General features: G+C 71.4%; 22 protein-coding genes. 14 read left to right on the forward strand and 8 right to left on the reverse strand.

All coding sequences use genetic code 11. From position 1 onward, the window contains the following. Nucleotides 1-2: 2 nt before the first annotated feature. Entirely contained in the window at nt 3-1,433 is a 1,431-nt protein-coding gene (locus Actob_RS35180) for an MFS transporter (RefSeq protein ID WP_284916234.1), read from the reverse strand. Nucleotides 1,434-1,527: 94 nt separating this feature from the next. Here Actob_RS35180 and Actob_RS35185 point away from each other — a divergent pair, with 94 nt between their 5' ends. Further along, nucleotides 1,528-2,193, forward strand: coding sequence for a TetR/AcrR family transcriptional regulator (locus tag Actob_RS35185; protein ID WP_284916235.1), 666 nt, complete (start codon nt 1,528-1,530; stop codon nt 2,191-2,193). A gap of 538 nt (nt 2,194-2,731) precedes the next feature. On the opposite strand, the gene Actob_RS35190 is transcribed toward Actob_RS35185, so the two are convergent. Continuing rightward, nucleotides 2,732-3,937, reverse strand: a complete 1,206-nt coding sequence (locus Actob_RS35190; RefSeq protein ID WP_284916236.1) for a pyridoxal phosphate-dependent aminotransferase — start codon at nt 3,935-3,937, stop codon at nt 2,732-2,734. A 179-nt stretch (nt 3,938-4,116) separates the two neighbouring features. Beyond that, nucleotides 4,117-5,310 carry an FAD-dependent monooxygenase gene (locus Actob_RS35195; RefSeq protein WP_284916237.1) on the reverse strand — a complete coding sequence of 398 codons (1,194 nt, stop codon included), beginning with the start codon at nt 5,308-5,310 and terminating at the stop codon, nt 4,117-4,119. Between the two features lie 116 nt (nt 5,311-5,426). Between Actob_RS35195 and Actob_RS35200 the strand changes: the two genes are divergently transcribed. The 4 genes from Actob_RS35200 to Actob_RS35215 all read left to right on the forward strand — a co-directional run bounded on the left by Actob_RS35200 (nt 5,427) and on the right by Actob_RS35215 (nt 8,771). Further along, the gene (locus Actob_RS35200) at nt 5,427-6,005 is read left to right on the forward strand and encodes a TetR/AcrR family transcriptional regulator (protein WP_284916239.1); all 579 of its coding nucleotides are present in this window, start codon (nt 5,427-5,429) and stop codon (nt 6,003-6,005) included. A 64-nt stretch (nt 6,006-6,069) separates the two neighbouring features. Then, nucleotides 6,070-6,882: a hypothetical protein gene (locus Actob_RS35205; RefSeq protein ID WP_284916241.1), complete on the forward strand. Its 813-nt coding sequence runs from the start codon at nt 6,070-6,072 to the stop codon at nt 6,880-6,882. An 11-nt stretch (nt 6,883-6,893) separates the two neighbouring features. Then, nucleotides 6,894-7,841: a hypothetical protein gene (locus tag Actob_RS35210; RefSeq protein ID WP_284916242.1), complete on the forward strand. Its 948-nt coding sequence runs from the start codon at nt 6,894-6,896 to the stop codon at nt 7,839-7,841. A 6-nt stretch (nt 7,842-7,847) separates the two neighbouring features. Then, nucleotides 7,848-8,771, forward strand: coding sequence for a tetratricopeptide repeat protein (locus tag Actob_RS35215; RefSeq protein ID WP_284916243.1), 924 nt, complete (start codon nt 7,848-7,850; stop codon nt 8,769-8,771). On the opposite strand, the gene Actob_RS35220 is transcribed toward Actob_RS35215, so the two are convergent. Further along, nucleotides 8,768-9,430 carry a TetR family transcriptional regulator gene (locus Actob_RS35220; RefSeq protein WP_284916244.1) on the reverse strand — a complete coding sequence of 221 codons (663 nt, stop codon included), beginning with the start codon at nt 9,428-9,430 and terminating at the stop codon, nt 8,768-8,770. The two genes, Actob_RS35215 and Actob_RS35220, sit on opposite strands and share 4 nt — an antisense overlap. Before the next feature lie 85 nt (nt 9,431-9,515). On the opposite strand from Actob_RS35220, the gene Actob_RS35225 reads away from it, so the two are divergent. Then, nucleotides 9,516-9,671, forward strand: a complete 156-nt coding sequence (locus Actob_RS35225; protein ID WP_284916245.1) for a hypothetical protein — start codon at nt 9,516-9,518, stop codon at nt 9,669-9,671. 16 nt (nt 9,672-9,687) lie between these two features. Then, nucleotides 9,688-9,951 (forward strand): hypothetical protein, encoded by a 264-nt coding sequence (locus Actob_RS35230; protein ID WP_284916246.1) that lies wholly within the window; start codon nt 9,688-9,690, stop codon nt 9,949-9,951. A 9-nt stretch (nt 9,952-9,960) separates the two neighbouring features. Here the strand turns inward: Actob_RS35230 and Actob_RS35235 are convergent, their stop codons facing one another. Beyond that, entirely contained in the window at nt 9,961-10,536 is a 576-nt protein-coding gene (locus Actob_RS35235; protein WP_284916247.1) for a hypothetical protein, read from the reverse strand. Then, nucleotides 10,533-12,815: a hypothetical protein gene (locus Actob_RS35240; RefSeq protein ID WP_284916248.1), complete on the reverse strand. Its 2,283-nt coding sequence runs from the start codon at nt 12,813-12,815 to the stop codon at nt 10,533-10,535. Before Actob_RS35240 ends, Actob_RS35235 begins: the two co-directional genes overlap by 4 nt. Nucleotides 12,816-13,484: 669 nt before the next feature. Between Actob_RS35240 and Actob_RS35245 the strand changes: the two genes are divergently transcribed. The 3 genes from Actob_RS35245 to Actob_RS35255 are packed head-to-tail and all read left to right on the forward strand — an operon-like array spanning nt 13,485 to nt 17,522. Beyond that, nucleotides 13,485-14,837 (forward strand): glycosyltransferase family 2 protein, encoded by a 1,353-nt coding sequence (locus tag Actob_RS35245; protein WP_284916250.1) that lies wholly within the window; start codon nt 13,485-13,487, stop codon nt 14,835-14,837. Between the two features lie 40 nt (nt 14,838-14,877). After that, nucleotides 14,878-16,221 carry a polysaccharide deacetylase family protein gene (locus Actob_RS35250; protein ID WP_284916251.1) on the forward strand — a complete coding sequence of 448 codons (1,344 nt, stop codon included), beginning with the start codon at nt 14,878-14,880 and terminating at the stop codon, nt 16,219-16,221. A 41-nt stretch (nt 16,222-16,262) separates the two neighbouring features. After that, on the forward strand, nt 16,263-17,522 hold the full coding sequence (locus Actob_RS35255) for a nucleotide sugar dehydrogenase (RefSeq protein WP_284916252.1): 1,260 nt from the start codon (nt 16,263-16,265) through the stop codon (nt 17,520-17,522). Between the two features lie 54 nt (nt 17,523-17,576). Here the strand turns inward: Actob_RS35255 and Actob_RS35260 are convergent, their stop codons facing one another. Then, a complete protein-coding gene (locus Actob_RS35260) occupies nt 17,577-18,158 on the reverse strand; it encodes a hypothetical protein (RefSeq protein WP_284916253.1) in 582 nt (193 codons plus the stop codon). 98 nt (nt 18,159-18,256) lie between these two features. Next, nucleotides 18,257-19,150, reverse strand: coding sequence for an FAD-dependent oxidoreductase (locus Actob_RS35265; protein WP_284916254.1), 894 nt, complete (start codon nt 19,148-19,150; stop codon nt 18,257-18,259). 106 nt (nt 19,151-19,256) lie between these two features. Here Actob_RS35265 and Actob_RS35270 point away from each other — a divergent pair, with 106 nt between their 5' ends. The 4 genes from Actob_RS35270 to Actob_RS35285 all read left to right on the forward strand — a co-directional run bounded on the left by Actob_RS35270 (nt 19,257) and on the right by Actob_RS35285 (nt 24,558). Further along, a complete protein-coding gene (locus tag Actob_RS35270; RefSeq protein WP_284916255.1) occupies nt 19,257-20,150 on the forward strand; it encodes a LysR family transcriptional regulator in 894 nt (297 codons plus the stop codon). A 44-nt stretch (nt 20,151-20,194) separates the two neighbouring features. Then, nucleotides 20,195-20,968: a SecDF P1 head subdomain-containing protein gene (locus tag Actob_RS35275; protein WP_284916256.1), complete on the forward strand. Its 774-nt coding sequence runs from the start codon at nt 20,195-20,197 to the stop codon at nt 20,966-20,968. A 477-nt stretch (nt 20,969-21,445) separates the two neighbouring features. After that, nucleotides 21,446-24,334, forward strand: a complete 2,889-nt coding sequence (locus tag Actob_RS35280; RefSeq protein WP_284916257.1) for an AfsR/SARP family transcriptional regulator — start codon at nt 21,446-21,448, stop codon at nt 24,332-24,334. Nucleotides 24,335-24,339: 5 nt separating this feature from the next. Continuing rightward, nucleotides 24,340-24,558 carry a hypothetical protein gene (locus Actob_RS35285; RefSeq protein WP_284916258.1) on the forward strand — a complete coding sequence of 73 codons (219 nt, stop codon included), beginning with the start codon at nt 24,340-24,342 and terminating at the stop codon, nt 24,556-24,558. Nucleotides 24,559-24,560: the final 2 nt, after the last annotated feature.

The following is a 24,560-nucleotide window of genomic DNA, read 5'->3' on the forward strand; positions in this document are numbered from 1 at the left end:
CGTCAGACCGTCTCAAGAACAGGGACCGGCACCCGCTCCTCGCTGACCCGCGCCCGCCGCAGCATCCAGAGGCTCACCGGTACCCCGGCCAGCACCAGCAGCGCGGCGACGACCATCGAGAACTGGTACCCGACCAGGTAGCGGTGCAGCTCGCTGCCGGTGGTGGCGCCGGCCCGGTTGCTCAGGATGGCGCCGAGCACCGTCACGCCGAGCAGGCCGAAGACCTCGCGGGAGACGTTGAGCATGCCGGAGGCGACACCGGCCCGCTCGGGCGGGAGCGCGCCGACCACGACCTGGCTGAGCGGGATCAGCAGGCCGCCGCCCACGCCGTAGAGGGCGAACCAGGGCAGCAGGTCGAGGTACTCGGTGCCCTCGCCGTACCGGGCGATGCCGGCGATCGCGGCACCCATCACGGCCAGACCGAAAGCGGTCACCCGGGCGACGCCGAAACGGGCCTCGAAGCGGGGTGCCAGGACCGCGCCGACAGCGGTGATCAGTGCCAGCGGGACGAAGCCGGCGCCGGCCTCGGTGGGCGAGAAGCCGAGCACGTTCTGCAGGTAGATGGCCATGTAGAAGTAGATGCCGAAGACCCCGAAGGCCCACAGGCCCATGGCCAGCAGGCCACCGGTGAACATCCGCAGGCGGAAGAAGGCCAGGTTGACCATCGAGTCGGCGGTGCGGGCCTGCTGGACGACGAAGGCCACTGCCGCGGCGGCGGCGACCGCGAATGATCCGAGGATGAGGCCCGAGGTCCAGCCCTTGGCGTCACCCTCGATGAGGGCGTAGGTGAGGGCGAACAGCGCGAGCGAGGAGAGCGCCAGGCCGAGCGGGTCCAGCCGGCGCAGCGAGCCGGCGGCCCGGGTGGCGCCGGCGCGGCGCGGCATGGCGATCGCCGACAGGGCGAAGGTGGCCACGCCGATCGGCAGGTTGATCAGGAAGATCCAGCCCCACGACACGTGCTGGCTGAGCACGCCGCCGGTGAGCGGGCCGACGGCGAGGGCGAGCGCGCCGACCGCGCCCCAGATGCCGATCGCGGTGCCGCGCTCCTTCGGATCCGGGAAGAACTCTTGCAGCAGCGCCAGGGCGGCGGGGGAGAGCAGCGCCGCCCCGATGCCCTGGACGGCGCGGGCGCCGATCAGCAACTCCTGGCTACCGGCCAGGCCGGCCGCGACCGACGCCACGGTGAAGATCCCCAGACCGGAGAGGAACACCATCCGGTGTCCCAGGACGTCGCCGATGCGGCCACCGGCCAGCAGCAGGCCGGCGAAGACCAGGATGTACGCGCTGGTGATCCACTCCAGTCCGGAGATGCTCAGGTCGAGCTCCCGCTGAATGCTCGGCAAGGCGACGTTGACCACGTTGTTGTCGAGGTAGGTCATGAAGGTGCCGAGCGCGACAGCTACCAGCGCCCACCACCGGCGGTTCTTCTCCATCGGTCCCTCTCCCCTGTACGACGTACCTGTACGCCGTCCTTGTACGTTGTACATGTACCTCGTATATGAGACCTGTACGTTGTATGGTTGTCAAGTGACTCCGGCAGAACGACTCAGCAAGGCGGCCGTGGCCGAGCGCGCGCTGCGCCTCGGTGACGAGGAGGGCCTGGACGCCATCACCATTCGCCGCCTGGCCAAGGAGCTGGGCGTCACCCCGATGGCGCTGTACTGGCACTTCAAGAACAAGGACGAGCTGATGCTGGGCGTGGTCGACCACGTGCTCAGCGGGGTCCGGGCCGACCGCAGCGCCGGCGATCCATGGCAGAAACAGCTGCGCGCCATCGTCGAGACGGTGGTCGGGGTGATGCGCGCCCACCCGTGCCTGCCCGACCTGCTGCACGCGGCGGACAAGACCCGGGCGGACAGCTTCACCCGGGCCACCAACGACACGCTGACCCTGCTGGCCGAGGGCGGATTCGACGTCGAGCAGTCCTACTGGATCGCGACGTACCTGCTGAACGGCGCGATGGGCCTGGTCGCCGGTCAGCCCGACTGCCCGGCGAACGTGCCGCCCGAGCAGGCCGAGGAGTGGCGCCGCCAGAAACGGATCTCGCTGGAGTGCCTGCCCGCCGACAAGTTCCCCATGATGATCGAGTTCGCGAAGACCTATCGGCAGGCGCCGGACGTCGAGCGCTACTACAACTTCGGCCTCGACCTGCTGATGTCAGCCGTGGAGGCGATGGCCACCCGGGCCCGCTGATCCCCGGCCCGCCGAGGTTCCCGGCCGCCGGAGACCATCCTCGCTGCCGCGATGCCGCCCTGGCATTTCCGGATCTTCATTCGGTACGACTCGGAGTCCCGTGCCGATCGGCTCGCGATGTCGCGGCCCGGTCCGGACCGCGGCGCGTGTCGTGCGGGTCCGCTCGGCGCACGCGACACTCCGGCCCGCTCACGACCGCAACGCGCCCCCAACCCCGGCTGGCCCCCACGGTGGCCTCCGGACCCACGAGACAACCACCACGACCAGCCACGGAACCCCGGCTGGCCCCCACGGTGGCCTCCAGACCCACGAGACAACCACCACGACCAGCCGGGGAACCCCGGCTGGCCCCCACGGTGGCCTCCAGACCCACGAGACAACCACCACGACCAGCCGGGGAACCCCGGCTGGCCCCCACGGTGGCCTCCAGACCCACGAGACGACCGCCAGGACCAGCCGGGGAACTCGGGCTGGCTCTCACGGTTGCCTCCGGACCAGCGAGACAACCGCCAGGACCAGCCGCAGGACCTGGTGGCGGTTACTGGGTGTAGGTGGACAGGAAGGTGCGGATCCGGCCGACGGCGTCGTCCAGGACCTCGGTGGGTGCCAGGAAGACCAGGCGGAGGTGGTCCGGGGTGTCGATGTTGAAGCCGGTGCCGTGCGAGATCAGCAGGTGCTGCTGTTCGAGGAGGTCGATGACCAGCCTCTCGTCGTCGTGAATCTTGTGGACCTGGGGGTCCAGCCGGGCGAAGAGGTAGAGGGCGCCGGACGGCTTGACGCAGTCGACGCCGGGGATCGAGGTGAGCTGGCGCCAGGCGTGGTCGCGCTGTTCGAGGAGGCGGCCGCCGGGACGGATCAGCTCCTCGATGCTCTGGTAACCGCCGAGCGCGGTCTGGATGGCGTGCTGGGCCGGGACGTTCGGGCAGAGGCGCATGTTGGCGAGCAGCTGCAGGCCCTCCAGATAGTCCGCGTCACCACCGGGGAAACCGCTGGTGGCGAGCCAGCCGGAGCGGAATCCCGCGGCACGGTAGGTTTTCGACAGGCCACCCATGCTGACCACCGGCACGTCCGGGGCGAGTGCCGCGAGGGTGTGGTGCCGCGCCCCGTCAAAGACGATCTTGTCGTAGATCTCGTCCGCGAAGATCATCAGCTGGTGCTGGCGAGCCAGCTCGATCATGCCGAGCAGCGTCTCCTCGGAGTAGACGGCACCGGTCGGGTTGTTCGGGTTGATCACCACCAGGGCGCGGGTGCGCTCGGTGATGCGGGACGCCAGGTGCTCCAGGTCCGGCTGCCACCCGGTGCTCTCGTCGCAGCGGTAGTGCACCGCCCGGGCGCTGCACAGGTTCACCACACCGGTCCACAGCGGATAGTCGGGGCTCGGCACCAGCACCTCGTCACCGGTGTCCAGCAGCGCCTGCAGGCACATCACGATCAGCTCGGAGACCCCGTTGCCGAGCAGCACGTCGTCCGGCTGCACGCTGGTCACGCCCTGGTTCTGGTAGTACTGCGCGACGGCGACCCGCGCCGAGTAGATGCCCCGCGCGTCGCTGTAGCCCTGCGCGTCCGCCAGGTTGTGGATCACGTCCGCCATGATCGGCTCCGGCGTGGCCAGGCCCCACGGCGCCGGGTTGCCCAGGTTGAGCTTGAGGATCCGGTGCCCGGCCGCCTCCAGCTCCTGTGCCCGGCGCAGCACCGGGCCCCGGATGTCGTACTTGACACTCTTCAGCCGCTGCGCCTGCCGCATCGGAACTCCTTCAGCTCGGCATTGCCGGAACCACCCGGCACACCCCGGGAACGATGCCAGCCCGAGCCGGGTTCCTCCAGCGAACCACCCGACAAGGAACCGCCGGCCTCGGCGAACGCCGCTGTCCGCGTCCCGGATGGTGAGCGCGGACGGCGTACCGGAAGCGGGTCTCGATCGTCTCAGGGGTGCTGGGCGAGAGCGGAGTAGTCCGGGAGGTCGATGGCGTTGGCGGCCTGGTGCAGCGGCGCCATCATCGCGGCCATCATCCGATCGCGGCCGGGCAGGCGGGACAGCACCGCGAGCATCACCATCGACATCCGCACCTGGCCGGCGCTGCGGAGCACCATGCGCTTGATGTTGGCCGGGCCGAGTCGCTGGTTGCGCTCGGCGAACTGGCGCATCCGGCTCTCGTAGGCGGCGAAGCCGGCCCGGTGATCGCCGCCGGCCGCGGCCAGCTCGCCGGCCAGCAGATAGGCCCCCACCAGCGCGAGGCTGGTGCCCTGGCCGGAGGCCGGGGAGGCGCAGTGCGCCGCGTCGCCGAGCAGCGCGACCGGACCGGCCGACCAGCTGTCCATCCGCACCTGGGCGAGCCGGTCGTAGTAGAGGTCGGGGGCCTCGGTCACCGCGTCGAGCAGCCGGGGCACCTCCCAGCCCTGCCCGGCGTAGGCCTCGCGCAGGGCCCGGCGCGGGTCGCTCTCGTCGATCCCGGCCGGCTCGGTGAACAGGAACATCGCCTTGGCGGTGGACTGGCCGGCGGTGCTGTAGACGAGCGTGGTGCGGCCGGGGCTGACATAGGTCACCTCCTCCCGGTCGAGGCCCAGGTGGTTGGGGACCGTGCAGATGGCGACCCGGTGACCCATGTCGTGGACGAAGCCGGACTCCGGGCCGAAGGCCAGCTCCCGGGTCCGCGAGTGCACCCCGTCGGCGCCGACGATCAGGTCGAAGGTCTCGGTGCGGCCGCTCTCGAAGGTGACCGACGTGCCGTCCAGGGCGGCGATCGCGTCGCCGAACCGGTAGTCCACCTCGTCGCGGGTCAGGTCGAACAGCAGGCGGGTGAGGTCGCCGCGGAGGAGCTCCGCGTCGTGCTCCTCGCGACCACCGAAGGTGTCCCCGTTCATGCTGGCCACCCGCTTGCCGGTGCGGTCGACCACCGCGCCGGAGCGGACGTCGGTGCGCAGCTCGCGAGCCCGCTCCAGGATGCCGGTCCGGCGGGCCACCTCGAGGGCGGCACCGCGGATGTCCACCTTGTAGCCGCCGTCGCGCAGGGCCGGGGCCCGCTCGACGACCGTCGGCCGGAAGCCGTGGCGGCGCAACCAGTACGCCAGCGTGAGGCCGGCGACACCGGCGCCGGAGATCAGGACCGTCTTCGTCATGGGAGCGACGATACACATGTGTGAGACAGTTGTGCAAGACAGTTGTCCCAGCACTCTGGACGGTTGAATTGCACGCTTGTTTCAGAGGGACGTCTCAGACGGATACACTCCCTGCCATGGGAAATCGTGAGGCTCTGCTCGACGGCGCGAAACGCTGTCTCTACGAGAAGGGCTACGCCCGCACCACGGCCCGGGACATCGCCACCGCCGCCGGCACCAGCCTGGCCGCCATCGGCTACCACTACCGCTCCACCGAGGCGCTGCTCAACGCCGCGTTGTTCCAGGTCATGCGGGAGTGGGGCGACGAGATGGCCAAGGCCCTCACCGCCGACGACCTCGACGACGCCGGCCCGCTGGAGCGATTCCAGGGCGTCTGGGCGCGCATCATCGAGTCGTTCCGGACACAACGGGCCCTGTGGGCGATGCAGCTCGAGGTGGTCACCCAGAGCCAGCGGCAGCCGGAGATCCGCGAGCAGCTGGCGGCCGGGTTGTCCGAGGCCTATCTGGGGCTGGCCGAGCTCTTCGACACGGCGCCGGCGCCGGCCACCCCGGCGGAGCGGGCCGCCGTGGGGGCGTTTCACCAGGCGCTGCTCACCGGGGTGCTGACCCAGTGGCTGATCGACCCGGAGAAGGCGCCGTCGGCGGCCGATCTCACGGCGGCGCTGCGGCGGATCGCGGGGTCCATCGCCACGTGAGGCGGGCGCGGGGCTCAGCCGTACCGGAAAAGGGTCTCGGGTTTCACACCGCCTGATCGGGGTGGTGGCGTTCGAGCTGACCGGCTGGCGGCCCCTGCTGCTGATCTTCCCGAACACGTTCGAATACTTCTTCATCGCCTACGAGGCGTACCGCTTGTTCTGGAATCCGGCCCGGGTGGCGTTGCGGTCCTGGGTGATCACCGCGGCCGCGATCTGGGTGTTCGTCAAGCTGCCGCAGGAGTGGTGGATCCACATCGCACAGCTCGACTTCACCGACACGGTCGCCGAGGTCCCGTGGTTCGGCCCGGCGGTCGTCGCGGCGGTGGTGCTGCTCTACCTGGTCTACTGGTTCGCGGTACGCCCGCGGCAGCCCGATCCGGACTGGTCGTGGCACGTCGCCGCCGACCCGTTGCCCGCCGCGGCGGCAGGCGTGGCGGAGCGCAACCGGTGGACCGCCGCGCACAGCCGGGTCGTCTCCGCCGGGACGCTGGAGAAGGTGACGCTGATCGGCCTGCTCTGGGTGATCTACTCGCAGGTGCTGCCCGGCACCGCGGCGACACCGGTGCAGCTGTTCCTCGGCACCACGCTGATCGTCGTCGTCAACGCCGTGATCAGCCTCGGCGTCGCCCGGTCCGGGCGCGGGAGCCAGTTCATGCTGATCGCCTTCGGCATCCGGGTGGTGCTGAACGCGGGCCTGGTGGTGGCGGCCGGATGGCTGCTGGACAATGCCGGCCGGCACTTCGACCCGGCGGGCGCGCTCTTCTTCGTGCTGCTGCTCAGCCTGCTCACCCTCGTCGACGACAGGTATCGGCCGATCTACGAGATGCGCTTCGCCGCGGCGCCGGAGCCGATAGGTCACCGGATCGACATGCCTTAGGCTCTGCGGCCGTGTGGTCGATCAAGAAGAAGAGTGACGTTCCGGAGTTCTGTCGCTTCCTCGACGAGGACGCCGAGCGCCTGCGCCGCGCGCTGCGGGCCCAGGACTGGCCGGCCGCCCGCGGGATCCTCGAGGCGACCGATCCCGAGCATCGCTCCTACTACTTCGCGGTCGCCGCGGCCACTGTCGGTGTGGAGCGCTGGGTCACCGACACCCCGGACTCGGTGCTGCCGCTCCTGCTGCGGGGCGCCGGCCTGCTGACCTCGGCCTGGCAGCTGCGCCGGGACGGCCTCGCCAGCACGATGAGCGCCGCCGGGACGGAACTCTGGTCCCGGCTGGTGCGGCGGGCCGAGGAGTGCGTCGAGGAGGTGCTCCGTCGGGATCCCGGCCGGGCCGACGCGTGGACCTGGTCGATCGCCCTCAGCCGCGCCCTGGAGCTGCCCGAGCAGGAGCGCCGGCGGCGGTTCCAGCGGCTGATCGAGATCGAGCCGGACCACTGGTTCGGCCACCAGCAGATGCTTCTCGCCCTGTCCCCACGGTGGGGCGGCAGCTCGGAGGCGATGTTCGAGTTCGCCCGTACGCGCGCCGCGGCGTTCCCCGGCACGCACCTGGCCGCCCTGATCGTGCTGGCCCACCAGGAGGAGATCGAGCATCGGGCGTACCTCGCCGAGCCGGACGATCCGGATCGCTCGGAGGACATGGAGTACTGGGAACCGGCGGCCGTGATGGACGAGGTCTGGGAGGCGGCGCAGGCTTCGTTCTGGCACGACGACTACCGGATCTCGCTGCTGACGCCGATCGTCTGGAACCACTTCGCCTGCGCGTTCGCCTGGGGCGACTTCCACGAGCCGGCCTGGAGCCTCTTCGAGTCGATCGGCGACGACTGGATCACCAGGGAACCCTGGGGCACCGTCACGTTCTTCGCCCGTACCCGCGCCTACACCGAGAAGAATCGCTGATCAGTCATGTGGCCTTTCAAGAAGCAACAAGACAGTTCGCCGTACGCCGAGGGCCCCGACCGGCTCGAACTCGCACTCGGCAACCGTGACTGGCCGGCGGTCCGGGACATCCTCACCGCCTCCGATCCGGAACGCCTGATGTTCCGGCTGAGGTGGCTGTCGCATCATCAGGGCCTGGAGGAGTGGATTCCCGACGTGGTCCGCGCCGAGCCGGACGCCACCCTGCCGCGGCTGGTCTACGGCGCCCGCGCCATCTCCTGGGCCTGGGAGGCGCGCGGCAACGGCGGCTCCGAAACGGTCGGCCAGGACCAGTGGAAGATCTGGTTCGATCGGCTCAAGCTGGCCGAGAACTGCCTCGACAAGGTGGTCGACCGTGCCCCGGACTGCGCCGAGGCCTGGCACTACCTGGTGATTCTCGGCCGGGCCCGACAGCTGCCACTGGCCGAGCAGTGGCGCCGGTTCGACCGGCTGATCGCGATCGACCCGACGCACTTCTACGGGCACGAGCAGATGCTCGAGAACCTGATGCCGAAGTGGAGCGGCAGCACCGAGGCGATGTTCGACTTCGCCCGGACCAGGGCCGCCGCCTGTCCCGGCACCGACATCCCGCTCCTCGTCGCGAAGGCGCACCTGGAACATCGCCGGTCCGCCGGTGGTGCCGGTTATCTGCGGCGCAACGAGGTGGCCGGCGAGATCTACGCCGCCGCGCACAACTCGTTCTGGCACGACGACTACCAGCGGTCGCGGGCGACCCCGCAGGTCTGGAACCACTTCGCCTACGGCCTCACGATGGGCCGCTACTACCGGGAAGCCTGCGCCGTCTACGACCTGATCGGCGACGACTTCGTCCGCACCGCCCCGTGGAACTCCACCGAACGCTTCCTGGAGCTGCGCGACCGCGCCCGCGACCGGGCCGACGACCTGATCTAGGCCGTGGCCCACTGCCGGGCGCCGAGCACGATGAGCCGCAGCTGACGCCCCGCGGCGTCGATCACCCGGGCCGCGGCGTCGGCGTCGTCCGGCGGGGCGTCGAGCAGCGCCGCGGCGGTCCACACCATGTGGTTGACCATCAGGCTGGTGACCATCCGCAGGTCGGCGGCGATCCACCGGTCGAAGCGCGGGCCGCCGCGCAGCTTGTCGGCGGCCAGGTCGGCGGCCAGGTCGGCGGCGAACAGGTCGAGCTGCTCGGCGATCGCGGCGCGGACGGCCGGGACGCCGCCGTGGCGTTCCCGGGCGACGAACCGGAAGTGCTCCCGATGGTCGTGCACCTGCCGGGCGAGGACGCCGATCGACCTGGTGATCACCTCGTCGCTGGAGCTGAGCCCGTCCCGGACCGTCCGGATGGTGGCTCGCAGGCTGCCGAGGGACTCGTCGACCAGGGCCACACCGAGGCTGTCGACATCCGGGAAATGCCGGTAGAAGGCGGCCGGGGTGACGCCCACCGCACGGGTGATCTCGCGCAGGCCGATGCTGCTCAGGCTCCGATCCTCCATCAGGCCGAGCACCGCGTCGAGCAGGGCCTGTCTGGTGCGTGCCTTCTGCTCCGGCCGGGTGATCCGGTCGGGCGGCGTCGAATGGCGGTGGCTCATGTCACTCAGTAAACACCTGTGCACTGAGTTGGCGTAAGCCTATGGTGGATTCAGTAAACAGTTGTCAACTGAAAGGGGGTCGCAGATGGCCGCCCTGATGGCCGCTCTCGCGCTGATCGCCCTGTTCGTCGGCCCGGCCCTGCTCACCGGGCAGCCGATGCTCGTCGCGGTCGGCGTGCTGCTGGCCGCCACCGTTCTCCTCGTCACCCGGCGGGCCGCCGCGCTCGCCCGGCGGCGCTGACCCGGGAGGGATCGTCATGAACTTCGTCAAACGCGTCGGCAGCCTCGACGACCGTGCCGTGGGTGCGCTGGCCCTGGGCGTGGCCGGCCTGTTCTTCTTCAACATCGTTCTCGGCCCGACAGCCATCGCCCTCGGCGCCGTCACCGCCCGCCGGCACGGCCACGGCACCCCCAGCCGCAACGCTGGCCTGATCGGCATCGCGCTCGGCGCGGCCGACCTGCTGGTGCTGTTCGCCCTGATGGCCGGCCAGTTGCGCCACGGCGGCCTGGTCTGGCACTGAGGCAGCCGGTCAGCGCAGCGGGATCGGCCGGCGGAAGCGGATCTCGGCCGGCATGGTCACCTCGCCCTTGCGGTTCGCGATCACCTGACCGGCCAGTTCCAGCGTGCCGGTGCACTCCCAGGTCCCGGCCCGGATCGCGGTGAGCGCGCCGTCGGCCACCACGCCGACCAGCCCGCGCAGGGTGAACTCGAGCAGCGCGCGCATGCCGACGGCGGCGACCGGCAGGTCGGCCAGATGCACCTCCACGCTCGGCCGGTAGTCGACGGTAGCGGTGTGCGTCGCCATCTCCACCAGTTCCCGGCCGCCGGGGTTGGCCAGGCTGCGGGTGGCCGCGTCGACCAGTGCGGTGTACCGGTTCCAGCCCTGCTCGACCATGTCGGCCACGCCCATGTCCAAAATCCCGTCAGCGACCCTGCCGACCTCGGCGAGCACCGCGTCCTTGCCGGCCGCCGGCATCCGGCCGAGACCGTCGCGGATCTCGCCGGCGGCCGCGCCGGTGCGCACGGCCTCGGCCAGGGCGGTGACGGCGTCGCCGGGGCTGTCGAAGAACAGGGCTCGGACCGACGGGCCCGTGGGTCCGGTCATGGTGGCTCCATAAGGTCGTGGACGGCGGGCGGCGGGTGCCGTACGACCAGCCGGACGACCCGGCGCGGGGCGGCCCCCGGGTTGCCGGGCGACACCGCGACCGGCCCGGCCGGCAGGACGGCGACCACCGCGACGCCGGCCGGCAGCGAGGTGCTCCCGGCGTCCCGGCGGGTCCGCCCGGACCACCGGCGGAGCACGGTCCGCCCGCCGATCAGGACCACCCCGACGAGCGCTACGGCACCGCTCTTCCAGACCATTCGCCAGAGCTTCTGCCACCAGGATTCGTGCTCCTCCTCGGCGGCCAGCACACCGATGCCGGTCCGGCCGTCCGCCGTGCCGGGGCCGGCCTGCCCGGCATAGGTCACCTGCCAGAGCAGGGTCGCGATGCCGCGCGGCGCCCCCTCGGGCACCACGACGTCGGTGACCCAGCCCCGCGGGGTCCTGGTGCACGCGGCCAGCACCCCGCCGGGCGCGATGCCGGCGTTGCAGCCGGTTATCGCGGGCCCGCCGGCGTAGGACCGGTGCGTGACACGGACGTGCTGGCCGGGCCGGACCGAGGCCGGCTCCACCGCCGCACCGAACTGCGGATCGGCCCGCTCGCGGTCCAGCACCCGGTACGCGATGGTGCCCTGCCCGGCCCCCGCCCCGGAAGTCACGTCCCAGAGCAGCGGCAGGTCGCCGGGCTCGGCGCTCCTCGGCACCCGCAGCATCGCTGTCCACCGGCCGCCGACGCCGTCGCATCGCGCGATCCTCCCCCCGTCGAAGGCGGCCCGGCAGCCGGTGACGGTCGTCCCGGGAGTGACGGCGGTGATCGTGACGCGCACCGCCTGGCCGGGCTTGGCGACCTCCGGTTCGGTGCGGGCCACGAACTCCGGCCGCGGCGCCCCACCCTTCCCGGCCGGCGACGGGTCCCGGACGGGCAGGCTGGGCAGGATGGGCGGTGTGGTGGCCGGGGCCACGGTGGGCGACTTCGTCGTTCCCGTCTTGCGCAGGACCTCGAACGGCAGGTCACCGTCGTCGACGAGGGGTTCGCCGGCCTCGTTCACCGAGGCGACACCCCAGCGCAGCAGGGTGGCGCCGGCCGGTGTCCCGTCCGGCACCACGGTGTGGACGAGCCAGCGTTCGTCGGTGGCCTGGCAGGTGTCACCGGGCTGGTTCGGGAAGAACCCCAGGCATCTGACGATGGTGACGCCCGGAACCGCCGGGCCGATCGTCAGTGTCACCTCGTCACCCGGGTAGCCGCTGCCGGGCTGGGCGGTCACCGTGAAGTGCACCGGTACCGCCACCACCTCGACGTCGAGCGTGCCCGCGGCGGAGCCCGGCTTCTCGTTGGGCCGGGTGCTCCGGTAGGTGAGGGTCCACGGGATCCGCAGGATGCCGCCGACCCGCGCGGTGGCCGGGACGATGAGCACCGCGGTGTGCCCGGCGCCGCACCCGGCCGCGCCGCGATAGGTGAGGGCGCAGGTGTCGACGGTGACGCCGGTGGTGCCGCTGCGGAAGGTGACGACCAGCGGCAGGCCGGGTTGCGCCGTCGAGGGCGTCACGTCGAACCTCGGTGGCGCCACCGCCACCCAGACCCGCAGGTGCCCGTCGCCCTTGTCGAAGTCCTCACCGTCGCGTCGCAGGGTGAAGGTCCACGTCAGAGTCAGCTGCCGGCCCCGCGGGGCGTCCTGCGGCACCACGATCCGGACGGTCCTGGTGGTGGCGGCCTCCGGGGCGCACTCCCCGGTCACCCCGGCGAAGGTGGCATGGCAGTCGGTGAGGCCCACGGCGGCGTCGTTGACCGCGAGGGTGACGTCGAGGGGCCGGCCCGGCTCGGCGATCCCGGGATCGGTGGTCCCGTCGACCCGCAGGACGGTGAACGGCACGATGCCGGACTCCGGGGCCGGGGGCTCCACCCGGAGGACGGCGGGAGGCTTCACCGTGGCGATGCCACCGCGGGTGAAGGTCATCTCCCAGTGCAGTTCACCGCTCTCCGGCACGTCGACCGACACCGAGGCGGACCGGCCGTCGATGGCGACGCATTCCACCGCGTCCTGCCCGTCGAAGCGCACCGCGCAGGTCGATATCACCCACTCCTCTTTCGTCTCGCGGACGGTCAGGTCGACCCGGGTCCGGCGGCCGGGTAGCGCCTGCGCCGGTGTCGCTCGCGCACCGGCAAACGGTGCGGCCGCCGCGGCCGGGACGTCGAGGGAGGACGCCGGCCGGGTGAACGGGGCCGGCGCGAATCCGAGAAGAACCACGACGCAGGTCAACCAGCGCGTGGCGAAACCCTCCACCCTCGCCACAGTGAACCCGTCGGCCGTGCCCGTCAGTCATGTCATGGACACCGGAGAGTGAGCGACGGCTCCACCGGACGGCCACGCCGGTTGAGCATGGCCGTCGGCGAAGGGCAGGCCGGCCGGTGCATCACGGACCAAACGGTGGATAGCAGAATTCATCGCCACCGACTTAGCTGTTCTCAGCAGCCGATCTTGGCTGCCGGGAAGCAATGATCTGCCGGGCATCTGGTCGCCCTCGGTCCGGCAGGGAGCTAGAGGCGAAACCGGCCCCGAAGGATTCTCGACCACTGGTCGAGATGCCCATCGAGGAGTACGGACATGAAGGTCATCTTCCGCACGGCGCGTCGTTCTCGCAGAGAACTCGACGGGTAACGACCCGCAGCCGTCCCTTCCTTTTCGCCTCGCGACCGCGGACTCCGCTGCCCACGCGAGCGCTGCGTCACTGCGAGTTCGCGCCTTCGTCGCGCGCGGCCGCGGTTCTCCGATCTACCGCCTGCCGCGGTAAGACCAGAAAGCACATTCACATGCTCGGACAGCATCTCGGCATGCCCGGGGAAACCGGCATCGGGAAGATTGTCATCGCCTGCTTCCTGCTCCTTTTCCTGGCCGTTTTCACCTACCGGTTCGTCGCCCGCGGTTTCGGGCTGGGTCCGGAGGACACCTGAGATGAGCCTGCTCACCTCCGGTCCGGACCAGGACACCCTCGTCGAGGCGGCGCCGCGCCGCGCCGACCGCCACCACGCCGCGCGCCCGGCACGGCCGGCGTCGCTGGCCACCCGCCAGTGGCTGGTTTCGATCTTCGTGGTCGTCGTGCTCGCCGCCGTGACAGTGCTGGTCCTCGAACAGACCAGCGATCTCGCGATGATCGGCTACTGGTGCCTCGGCGCGTTCATCGTCGCGGCCTGTGTCGTGGCGTTCAGCAAGGGTCGCCGCTACCTGCACCTCCCGCCGGCGCCGGGTCGCGTGCTGTGCATCGTCCCCGCCTACAACGAGGATCCCGAGGGCCTGCGCAAGACGGTGCTCGCGCTGCTGCGGCAGACCGTCCCGGTGCGGATCGTCGTCATCGACGACGGCTCCCAGGTGCCGGTGGTGCCGAGTGTCGACGATCCGCGGGTCGAGTGGCGCCGGCAGGAGAACACCGGCAAGCGGGGAGCGCAGGTCAGCGTGCTGCGCAGCTTCAACCGGGACGACTTCACGTTCGTGCTGACTGTGGACTCCGACTCCGAGCCGCACCCGGACGCGTGTGAGCAGCTGCTGCGCGCGATGTCGGATCCGCGCGTCCAGGCCGCGACCGGCATGATCTACATCCGGAACCACACGTCCTCCTGGGTGAGCATGGCCGCCGACATGGACATCGGCACGTCCTGCGTGATGATGCGCGCCTCGCGGTCCATGCTCGGCGCCCTGGAGACCACCTCGGGCGCGCTGGCGCTGTACCGCAGCGAGCTGCTCTACGACCACCTGGACGCCTACGCGGTGGAGTGCGGCACCGGCGACGACAGGTGGCTGGCCCTGCGCGGGTTGCGCCGGGGACAGGTCGTCGCGGTGGCCGAGGCCCTCGTCGAGACCGACATGCCGGACACCCTGCGCGGCACGTACAAGCAGCGGCTGCGGTGGGCGCGGTCCTGGTGGTGGATGCTGCCGTACGTCTTCAAGTACCTCGACGGCCGCCAGCTGCTCAGCCCGCTGTACGGCATCCTCCAGCTGCTGATCACCCCGCTGATGACGCTGTACATCGTGCTGGCCACGGTGACCAGCTTCGGCACCCGGTACGCGAGCCACCCAGTCACCCTGCTGGCCTACGTCTGCGCGTACGTCGTGGTCCGCTACTCCCTGGCGGCGCTGTACCTGATGGGCCGGCCCGGACTGTCCCGCAAGGAGCGGACCCGCCTCTTCTTCCTCGGCACACCGGCGGCCATCCTGCTGAACGTGATCCTGCTGCTTCCCACCCGCTACCTGGCGCTCGGCAAGCTGTTCGACAACCGCTGGCAGACCCGGGAACTTCCGCCGGCACGGTAGCGCGTTCCCCGTCACGCCGACCCCGAAAGGAACCGCTACCTTGCACTCCCGAAAAAGCCGACGCCTCGGCGGACTGGCGGCCGCGTCGCTCCTCTTCGCCGGGCTCGGCATCGCCCCGGCCGCGGCCCGGGCCGACGACTTCCGCCCGATCGCCAACGACTGTTCCGCGGGCTATGTCACCTTCACCTTCGACGACGGCCCGGACACCAACACCCCGGCGGTCCTGAACACCTTGACCGGGCTGAATCTCAAGGGCGTCTTCTTCGTCCTCGGGTCCAAGCTCACCAGCGACCCGGCCAACGCGGCCATCGTGGCCGGCGCGGTGGCCGGCGGGTTCTCGATCCAGAGCCACGCGTTCGACCACTCGTCGTGGACCGGGGCGTCCACCGGATCGGATCCGCTGACCGAGGCCCAGATCATCAACGAGCTGGACGCCGCGTCGGCGGCCATCGTCGCGGCCGGCGCACCCAAGCCGACCCTGTACCGGCCGCCGTACGGCGACATCAACGCCTGGGCCGACAACATCGCCGAACACCGCGGTTACCGCATCGTCATGCCGTGGGGCACACCGGGCGGCAACATCGTCGACTCGCGGGACTGGACCGGGATCTCCGCGACGCAGATCGCCGCGAACGTCACCAACGGCTACACCGCCAACGGCAACTCCTACCCGGGGATCAGGAACGAGTCGATAGTCGTCATGCACGACGGCGAGTACGACACGACCCGGAACGCCATCGCCGCGCTGCAGCCGATCGTCGACTACATGAACGAGCACCACCTGTGCTCGACGTCGACGATCCGCGACGACGCGACAGGCGGTGTGGTGCCGCCGCAGGCCTCTCCCCCGCCGGCCACCGGCAACCTGGTCAAGAACGCCTCGCTCGAACAACTGCGGAGCACCTCGGCGACCTCCGAGCCGGCCTGCTTCCAGCAGTCCGGGGCGGACCTGGCGAACAACGTGGCGACCTGGTCGACCACCGCCGACGCGCACACCGGAGTCGTCGCCGAACGGGTCGACGTGACCGGTTGGACGGCCGGTGACCGCAAGCTCGTCCCCAGCCAGCGCGCCTCCGAGGCGGCCACCTGCGTCGCACCGGCCACGCCGGGCATCCGGTACTCGGCATGGGTCTGGTACAAGGGCGCCTGGGCGTTCACCGGCACGACCCCGACCAAGGTCAGCATCGCCACCTACTACCGCAACGCCGCGGGCACCTGGACCTACTGGGCCTCCAGCCCGACGTACGCGCCGAGTTCGGTGTGGAACCTCGCCAACTACGTCACGCCGCCACTGCCCGCCGGCGCCACCGCCATCAGCTTCGGCCTGGCGATCAACGGCAAGGGCACCCTGATCACCGACGACTACACGCTCCTCGCGAAGTAGCGACGTCCCCCCACCGTTCCAGAACCAGAAAAGGAACAACCATGTCCTTGGACCTTGTCGTCGTCGGTCTCGGATACGTCGGACTCCCGCTGGCCCAGGAAGCCTGCCGGGTGTCCCTGGCAGTGGCCGGGCTCGACCTGTCGGCTCGCGTCGTGGACGGTCTCAACGACGGGCGCTCCCACGTGGGTGACCTGTCCGACGAGGACGTCAGCCGGATGCTGGGCGCCGGTTTCCGCGCCACCACCGACCCCGCCGTCATCGCCGAGGCGCACACGGTGGTGATCTGCGTGCCGACGCCGCTGAGCGCGGACGGCGGCCCGGACCTGAGCGCCGTCCGCTCGGCCGTCGCCACCGTCGCCGCCCACCTGCGCCCGGGGATGCTGGTGATCCTCGAGTCCACCACCTACCCGGGGACGACCGAGGAGGAGGTGCTGCCCCTCCTGCAGGCCGGCGGGCTCCGGGTCGGTGAGGACTTCTACCTGGCCTTCAGCCCGGAGCGCGTCGACCCCGGCAACACCGAGTTCGGCATCCGCAACACCCCCAAGGTGGTCGGTGGTGTGGACGAGGCGTCGACCACCGTCGCCGCGGCCTTCTACGGCAAGTTCGTGGACTCGGTGGTGACGGCCCGCGGTTCCCGGGAGGCCGAGATGGCCAAGCTGCTGGAGAACACGTACCGGCACATCAACATCGCGCTGGTCAACGAGATGGCCCAGTTCTGCCGGGAGCTCGACATCGACCTCTGGGACGTCATCCGGTGCGCGTCCACGAAGCCGTTCGGTTTCCAGGCGTTCTACCCCGGCCCCGGTGTCGGCGGGCACTGCATCCCGATCGACCCGAACTACCTGTCCTACCAGGTCCGGGCGAAGCTGGGCTATCCGTTCCGGTTCGTGGAGCTGGCCCAGGAGATCAACAACAGCATGCCGGCGTACGTCGTCCAGCGCGTTCAGGAGCTGCTGAACGAGGACTCCAAGCCGCTGCGCGGCGCCGAGGTGCTGTTGCTCGGCGTCACCTACAAGGCGGACATCGCCGACCAGCGTCAGTCGCCGGCCGAGCCGCTCGCCCGGCAGCTGCTGAGCCGCGGCGCGCGGGTGTCGTACCACGACCCGTACGTGCCGGTCTGGCAGCCGGGCGACGAGGTGCTCACCCGGGTGGCCGACCTGGACGCGGCGCTGGCCGGCGCCGACCTGGTCGTGCTCCTGCAGACGCACGGCAGCTACACGCCGGCGGACATCGCCGACAAGTCGCGGCGGATCCTGGACACTCGCGGCACCCTCGCCGGGGCCGGGGTGGAACGGCTCTAGCGATACCCGCACGCCGGGGACCTGGATCGACTGCCGATCCAGGTCCCCGGCTTGTCACATCTGCGGCGCCTGGTACGGGGCCGGCAGCTGGCCGTGCCCGCCCTGCTGGCTCGCCTGCCACGCGGCGTACTGCTGCGCGGCCTGCGCGTAGGCGGCCTGCGCGGCCGCCACGAACTGCGGATGCGCCTTCGGGAAGTCGACGGTGGAGCCGTCCCGGGACGTGAAGCCCCACGGCAGCACCCGGTAGGTGCCGCGGCTCTGCAGGATCAGGCCGATGAAGGCGAGCACGAGCGCCACCAGGATCAGCACCGGGCCCGCGTCCCCGAACGAACCCCCGACGGCGATGCTGAGCGGGAACAGGAGCATCAGGCCGATCCCGATGATCAGCCGATTCTTGTGCAGCTTGGCGCACTCCGGGCAGAACGGCCAGGCCTCCGCCCGCACCTCCTTGCGGATCACCAGCGTCACGATCAGGAACGGCAGCGCCCCGAAGGCGATCAGGAAGTACGACCAGACAGGCGGCTTGGACCAGAACTTGACCGGCTTGCGCAGCGCGGCGGGCTGGCCGTGCCGCGAGCAGACGTCGGGTATGCCGGTGCCGTTCTGCACCAGGCTGGACGGAATTGCGATGCTCATGAACGCCTCTGCATAGTGAAATCGTGTCGGGCGCGAGATGCTATCGCGCCGCCCCGACCGGCAGGGGGCCAGCTCACCGCTTCCCGGCCGCGCGCCGGTCAGCCGAGGACCAGGTCGGCGACCTCGTCGGCGCAGCCCCACGACATGGTCATGCCGGCGCCGCCGTGTCCGTAGGCGTGCACGATCCGCCCGTCCGGACCGTCGACCGCCTCGACCCGCGGCCCGCCGCGGCGGGCGGGACGCAGCCCGACCCGATCCCCGAGCACCCGCGCGCCGCGTAGTTCCGGTACCAGGGCGGTGCACCGGTCGATGATCGCCGCGCGTTGCCGCGGGTCGGGCTCCAGGTCGGTGCGATCCGGTTCGAAGGTGCCGCCGAGGACCGTGTCACGGCGACGCGGGTGGACGTACGTGATGCCCGCGGGGTTGTCCTCGTCGCGTATCGACTCGTCGAGTCCGGGATTGGTCACCAGGACGAGTTGGCCGCGTACCGGGTAGAGGTCGGGATCCGGCGCGGCCAGGCCGGTCGCGTTGACCACCGCCGCCGACCGGTCGAGGAGCTCCGCCGGGTCCTCGACGCGGCGCCGGACGAAGCGGCCACCGGACGCGACGATCCGGTCGTGCAACCACGGCAGGTACCTGTCCATCTCGGTCAGTGGTGCGGTGAAGCGCAGATCGTGCGCCGTGGTGGTCGTGCCCGGCGGCGCCCACCAGGGCGGATCCGCGCGGACCAGCATCCGCGTACGTCGCAGCAGTACGCCCGGAACGCCCGCCTCGGCCTGACCCAGGAATTCGGCGTAGCTTCGCTCCACCCACCGCCGCACCCGCGGCTCCGGATCGGTGTGGGTCGGGTACCAGACCGCCGCGGCGACCGCCGACACCGTCTCCAGCGTGCCGGCGGCGCACACGACTGTCACCCGTGCCCCGCGTTGCTGCAGCCGGATCGCCGCTGTCATGCCGATGATCCCGCCGCCCAGAACCGTCACGTCTGTCATTGACGCATCGTGTGCGGGGCGCGCGCCGGCAGGCCAATAACCGGTGCCGCATTGCCCATAAGAAACGGCTATCACGGCGATTCACCTGCGCGGATAAGGTCGGCGCATGGCTGACGAGCGGATGACCGGAGTTGACCTGGACCGGCTGCGGTCGTTCCGGGTCCTCGCGGAGGAGCTGCACTTCACCCGGGCCGCCGCCCGCCTGCACCTGACCCAGCCGGCGCTGAGCCAGCAGGTCCGGGCGCTGGAACGCCAGCTCGGCGCCGAACTGGTGCGACGCGACGCCCGCGGTTGCACCCTGACCGAGGTGGGCCGGATCGTCGCCGCCGAGGCGCAACGCCTGCTGGCCGAGGTGGACGCGGGTGCCGCCCGGATCAGGGCGGCCGCCGGCGGTTTCGACGGTCGCCTGCGGCTGGCGTACACCCGCTCGGCGCGCGGCGGCCGGGTCGATGCCCTCATCGCCCGGTTCCGGGAGAGGTACCCGCAGGTCGAGATCGTCGCGGAGACGGCGTGGACCGCGCCGAACGTGGCGGGTCTGCTCGCCGGGCGCTACGACGCGGCGTTCGTCCGCCCGCCGATCGAGGAGCCGTCGCTGACCTGCCGGCACGTCGACAGCGAGGAACTGCTGCTGGCCGTGCCGCAGCGGCATCGCCTGGCCGCGTGCCGGCGCGTCCAGCGCAGCGACATCGTGGAGGAGCCCGCGGTGATGTGGCCACGCGACAACGGCCCGGGAATGTACGACCGGATCATCGCGCAGGTCTGGCCGCACGGCGGCTTCCGCCTGGCTCACCACGAGCCGGACGACGAACAACTACTCCGGGCCGTGGCCGGGGGCACGGTGATCGCCGCGGTGCCGGCGGGCCGCGCCCGGGCGCTGACCATGCCGGGGGTACGCCTGCGCCGGTTCGCCGCGCCGGTCCCCACCGTGGACACCGCCCTGGCCTACCAGACCAACTCCACCAACCCCGCCGTGCACCGCCTGGCCGCCCTGCTGGCGTAGGCGTGGCCGCGGGTTGGCGGGAAAGCCGACGACAAGGAGGACGCATGGCGCAGTCGAGAAGTGGTGGCAGTCTCCCGGTGTGGCGAGCGATGGTGCTCATCGGCGCCGCGGGGACCGCGGCCGGCCTGATCGGCAAGCTCCCGTGGCTCGGGCTGGTGGCCGGACCGCTGAGCATCATCGGCGTGGTGGGGCTGCTGGTCGCGCAACGCACCGCCCGGGTGCGGCCGGGGCGCGAGAAATCCCGGGCCCGCCCGGGTGCGGCGGGCGCCGCGCGACGGTGGCCGGCCCGGGTGTGGGTCGGGGCGGGTGCCGCGGTCGCGGTGGCGATCGGAGCGGCGGCACTGCTGGCCCACCCCTGGTCGCGGGACGACCACCTGGCCAAGCCGGGGGCGGCCCGGACACCGCTGAGCCTCTACATGGTCCGGGACGTCCTGCCGGGGCCGTGCGAGCCGGGTCTTCCGGACAGCACGACGCGGTACACCAGTGCCGACGGCAGTGAATGCGTACGGGTGTCGGCCGACGGCGGGCTCACCGCGCGGCAACTGGAGCAGGTGCGGGTGGACGACGACAGCGCGCAGGGAAACGGCTGGACGGTGACGGTGACCTTCGGGAGCGAGGACGCCGCCCGGTTCACCGACCTGTCCGGGCGCCTGAGCGTCCTGCCGCGGCCCCGCAACCAGCTCGCCGTCGTTCTGGGCTCCCGGATGCTCAGCGATCCGATGATCGAGGATCGCTTGACCGCCGGCACCGCGACGATCGCCACCCGACTGACCCGGGACGAGGCTCAGGCCGTGGCCGGCGAACTGGGCGCACGCTGAGCACACGCCCCGTCGTACCGGACGCGCCGCCGATCCACGAAACGCCACCGGTCCGGGCGGACTGCGCCGTCATTCCCGTCCGGCCGGGCCCCCGGCGACAATCAACGCCTTACCGCATTGCCGCATTGTTGTCCACGACCGGTCGGCCCTTTCCGGCAACGATACCGGTCAGTCATTGGTTACATCCTTTACACCAGACATTGCCCGCAGACGATCCACGAAACGCACAGATCCCACCGCGTATCCGGCCGATGTCCCAGCTCAGCTGAGTTGCCGAGATCCACACCAGGGCGGGAAGTCTGATGTAGACATAATGTCGACGAAGTCCTTTCCATACTGTCGGATATTGTCGAAGATGGACCCCTGGACTTAGACGTCCATCGCTTTACAATCCAAGCTGCCATCGGGGACGGTGGCCAAGTGGTCTGTCTCAGGTTCTCGCGGTGGAGGGCTCCCCATGACTGACGGCCGGCTGCGGTGAGAGGCTGCCACGGGCCACGGGTCCGTCTCCAGGTCCTCGGGCCGCTGCTCGGCTGGCGCGACGACGAGCAGGTCAGCCTCGGTCCGTTGCGCCAGCAGGTGGTGCTCGCCGTGCTTGCCCTGAGTGCGAACCGGCCGACCGGCCGCGCCGAGCTGATCGAGGCGGTCTGGGGCGAGTCCACCCCGGCGTACGCGGTGAATCTCGTCCAGAAGTACGTGTCCGGTCTGCGCCGCGTGCTGGAACCGGTGCGGCCCGGCCACCACCCGTCGCAGGTGCTGTCCTGGACCGACGCCGGATATCTCCTGTCGTTGCCGCACGGCGCACTCGACCTCGAGGAGTTCGACCGCGGGGTGGCCCGCGCCCGGGCCGCCGTCGCGGAGGGTGACCTGAAAGCGGCGTCCCGATCGCTGCACGCCGCCCTCGAGCTGTGGCGCGGCCCCGCTCTCAACGGCTTGTCGAGCCCGTTGCTGGACGCCGAGCGCAACCGCCTGGCCGAGCGGCGGATCAGCGCGCTGGAGGAGCGCATCGAGATCGACCTGGCTCTGGGCGATCGCCGTGACCTGGCCGAGGAGGCCGGCCGCCTGGTGGCCGAGCACCCCCTGCGGGAACGGCTGCGGGCCTTGCTCATGCGGGCGCTGTACCAGCAGGGACGGCAGGGCGAAGCGCTCGCCGCCTTCCGCGCGGCCCGCGACCACCTGCGCTCCGAGCTCGGCGTGGAGCCCGCGGCGGAACTGCAGGCGCTGCACAAGCGGATCCTCAACGGCGATCCGGACCTGCTGGCCCCCGGGCCGTGGCCGCCGCCGGCGCCCGCGCCGGTCTCCCCCCGACCGGACCAGCTCCCCCTCCGCCCGGCCCAGCCGGCACCCCGACCGGCTCAGCTGCCCCACGGGCTGCCCGAGTTCGTCGGTCGCCGGGCCGAGCTGGACCGCCTCGACGCCCTGGCCGCCAGCGGGCAGAGCGTGATGATCGCGGCCATCACCGGCACCGCCGGTGTCGGCAAGACCTCACTGGCCGTGCAGTGGGCGCACCGGATCAGCGACCGGTTCCCGGACGGCCAGCTGTACGTGAACCTGCACGGTTTCGAACCGTCCGGGTCGCTCGCCCGACCGGGCGAGGTGCTGCGCGGCTTCCTCGACGCGCTGGGGGTCGGTGCGCAGCAGATCGCGGGCACGGTCGACGAGTTGGCCGCCCGCTACCGGAGCCTGCTCGCCGGCCGGCGCCTGCTGCTGGTGCTGGACAACGCCCGCAACACCGAGCAGGTGCACCCGCTGCTGCCCGGGACGCCCGGCTGCATGGTCGTGGTGACCAGCCGCAGCCGGCTCGCCGGCCTGGTCGCGGCCGGCGCGGTCCCGGTGACCGTGGACCTGCCGACCGCCGAGGAGGCAGCGGAACTGCTGAGCCGCCGGATCGGTCCCGAGCGGGTGGCCACCGAGCCGCAGGCGGCGGCCGCGGTGGTCGCGGCCTGCGCCCGGCTCCCGCTGGCGCTGGCCCTGGTCGCCTCCAGGGCCGCACCGCACCCGCAGTACCGGCTGTCCGCGCTGGCGGCGGAGCTGCGCCCGGCCCGCGCCGACGTGCTGGACGCGTTCATCGGCGAGACCGAGAGCACCGACGCGCGGGCCGTCCTGTCCTGGTCGTACCACCAGCTCAGCGACCCGGCGGCCCGGCTGTTCCGGCTGCTCGGGCTGCACCCGGGACCGGACATCACCGCGCCGGCCGCGGCCAGCCTCGCCGGGGTCCCGGCGCGACAGGCCCGCCGGATGCTGGCCGAACTGTCCGGCGCCCACATGCTCGAGGAGCACACCCCCGGCCGCTTCGCCTTCCACGACCTCCTGCGGGCGTACGCGGCCGAACAGGTCGAGGAGGAGGAGTCGGCGACCGAGCGGCAGGCGGCGACCGAGCGGCTGCTCGACCACTACCTGCACTCCGCGCATGCCGCCGACCGCACCCTGTATCCGTACCGGACGCCGATCATCGTCGGTCCTCCCGGTCCGGCCGCCACGGTGCTCGCCTTCGCCTCCCCGGACGAGGCGCTGGCCTGGTTCACCGCCGAGCAACCGGTGCTGCTGAACGCTATCGCCCACGCCACCGGGGCCGGATTCACCGCGTACACCAGCCTTCTCACCTGGACGGTCACCGCGTTCCTCAACTACCAGGGTCAGTTCCACAGCTGGGCCCGGTGCCTGCGGGCGGCCCTGCTCGCCAGCCGCCAGCTGGGCGACCGGGCCGGCGTGGCGCAGGCCCATCAGCTGCTCAACATCGCCTGCCGTCACCTGGGCCTGATCGCCGAGGCCGACACCCACGCCGGGCGCGCGCTCCAGCTGTACGACCAGCTCGGTGACGGGTCCCGCCAGGGCCGGCTGCTGCTCGACATCGCCCGCGGACTGGAACACCGGGGCGAGTACGAACAGGCCCTGCGGCGGGCCACCCGTGCCCTGTGCCAGTTCCACGACGCCGGCGACCGGATGGGCAAGGCCGACGCGCTGAGCTGGGTCGGCTGGTACTACAGCCGGCTCGGCGACCACGACGCGGCGATGCGCCACTGTCACGACGCGCTGCGCCTGCACCGCGAGGGCAACTGGCCCGGCCAGGCCGACACCTGGGCCATCCTCGGCAACGCCCACCACCACCTCGGTCACTACGACGAGGCACTGAACTCCTATGCGCAGGCGCTCGCCCGGTGGGGTGAGCTCGGCGACCGCTACGAGGTGGCGATCACCCTGCAGCGCCTCGGCGACACCCAGGAGGCAGCCGGCCGCCTCGACCGGGCCCGGAGCCGATGGCAGCAGGCCCGCACGATCTTGGAGGAGCTCGGCCACCCCGACGCCGCACTCCTGCAGGCACGGTTGGACGCTCACGGCGCCGTCGGCGCCGCTAACGAAAGGTGAGAAGGTTGTCACAGAGAGAATCGGAGAAGGACACCGGGAGCACACGCGCCCGGCGGGCCGCTGTCGTCATCCTGCGCGGCCTCGCCGCCGGGGCGGTCCTGAGCGGCGGGGCCGCCGTGGCCGATCCGGCACCGTCCGTCCACGACCAATTCCAGTCAGCCTTCGTGGCGGGCGCGGCGCAGAGCGACGACGGTCTCAGCCTCCAGATCGTTCTGGGGGAGTAACG

Source organism: Actinoplanes oblitus, assembly GCF_030252345.1.
Lineage (GTDB): Bacteria > Actinomycetota > Actinomycetes > Mycobacteriales > Micromonosporaceae > Actinoplanes > Actinoplanes oblitus.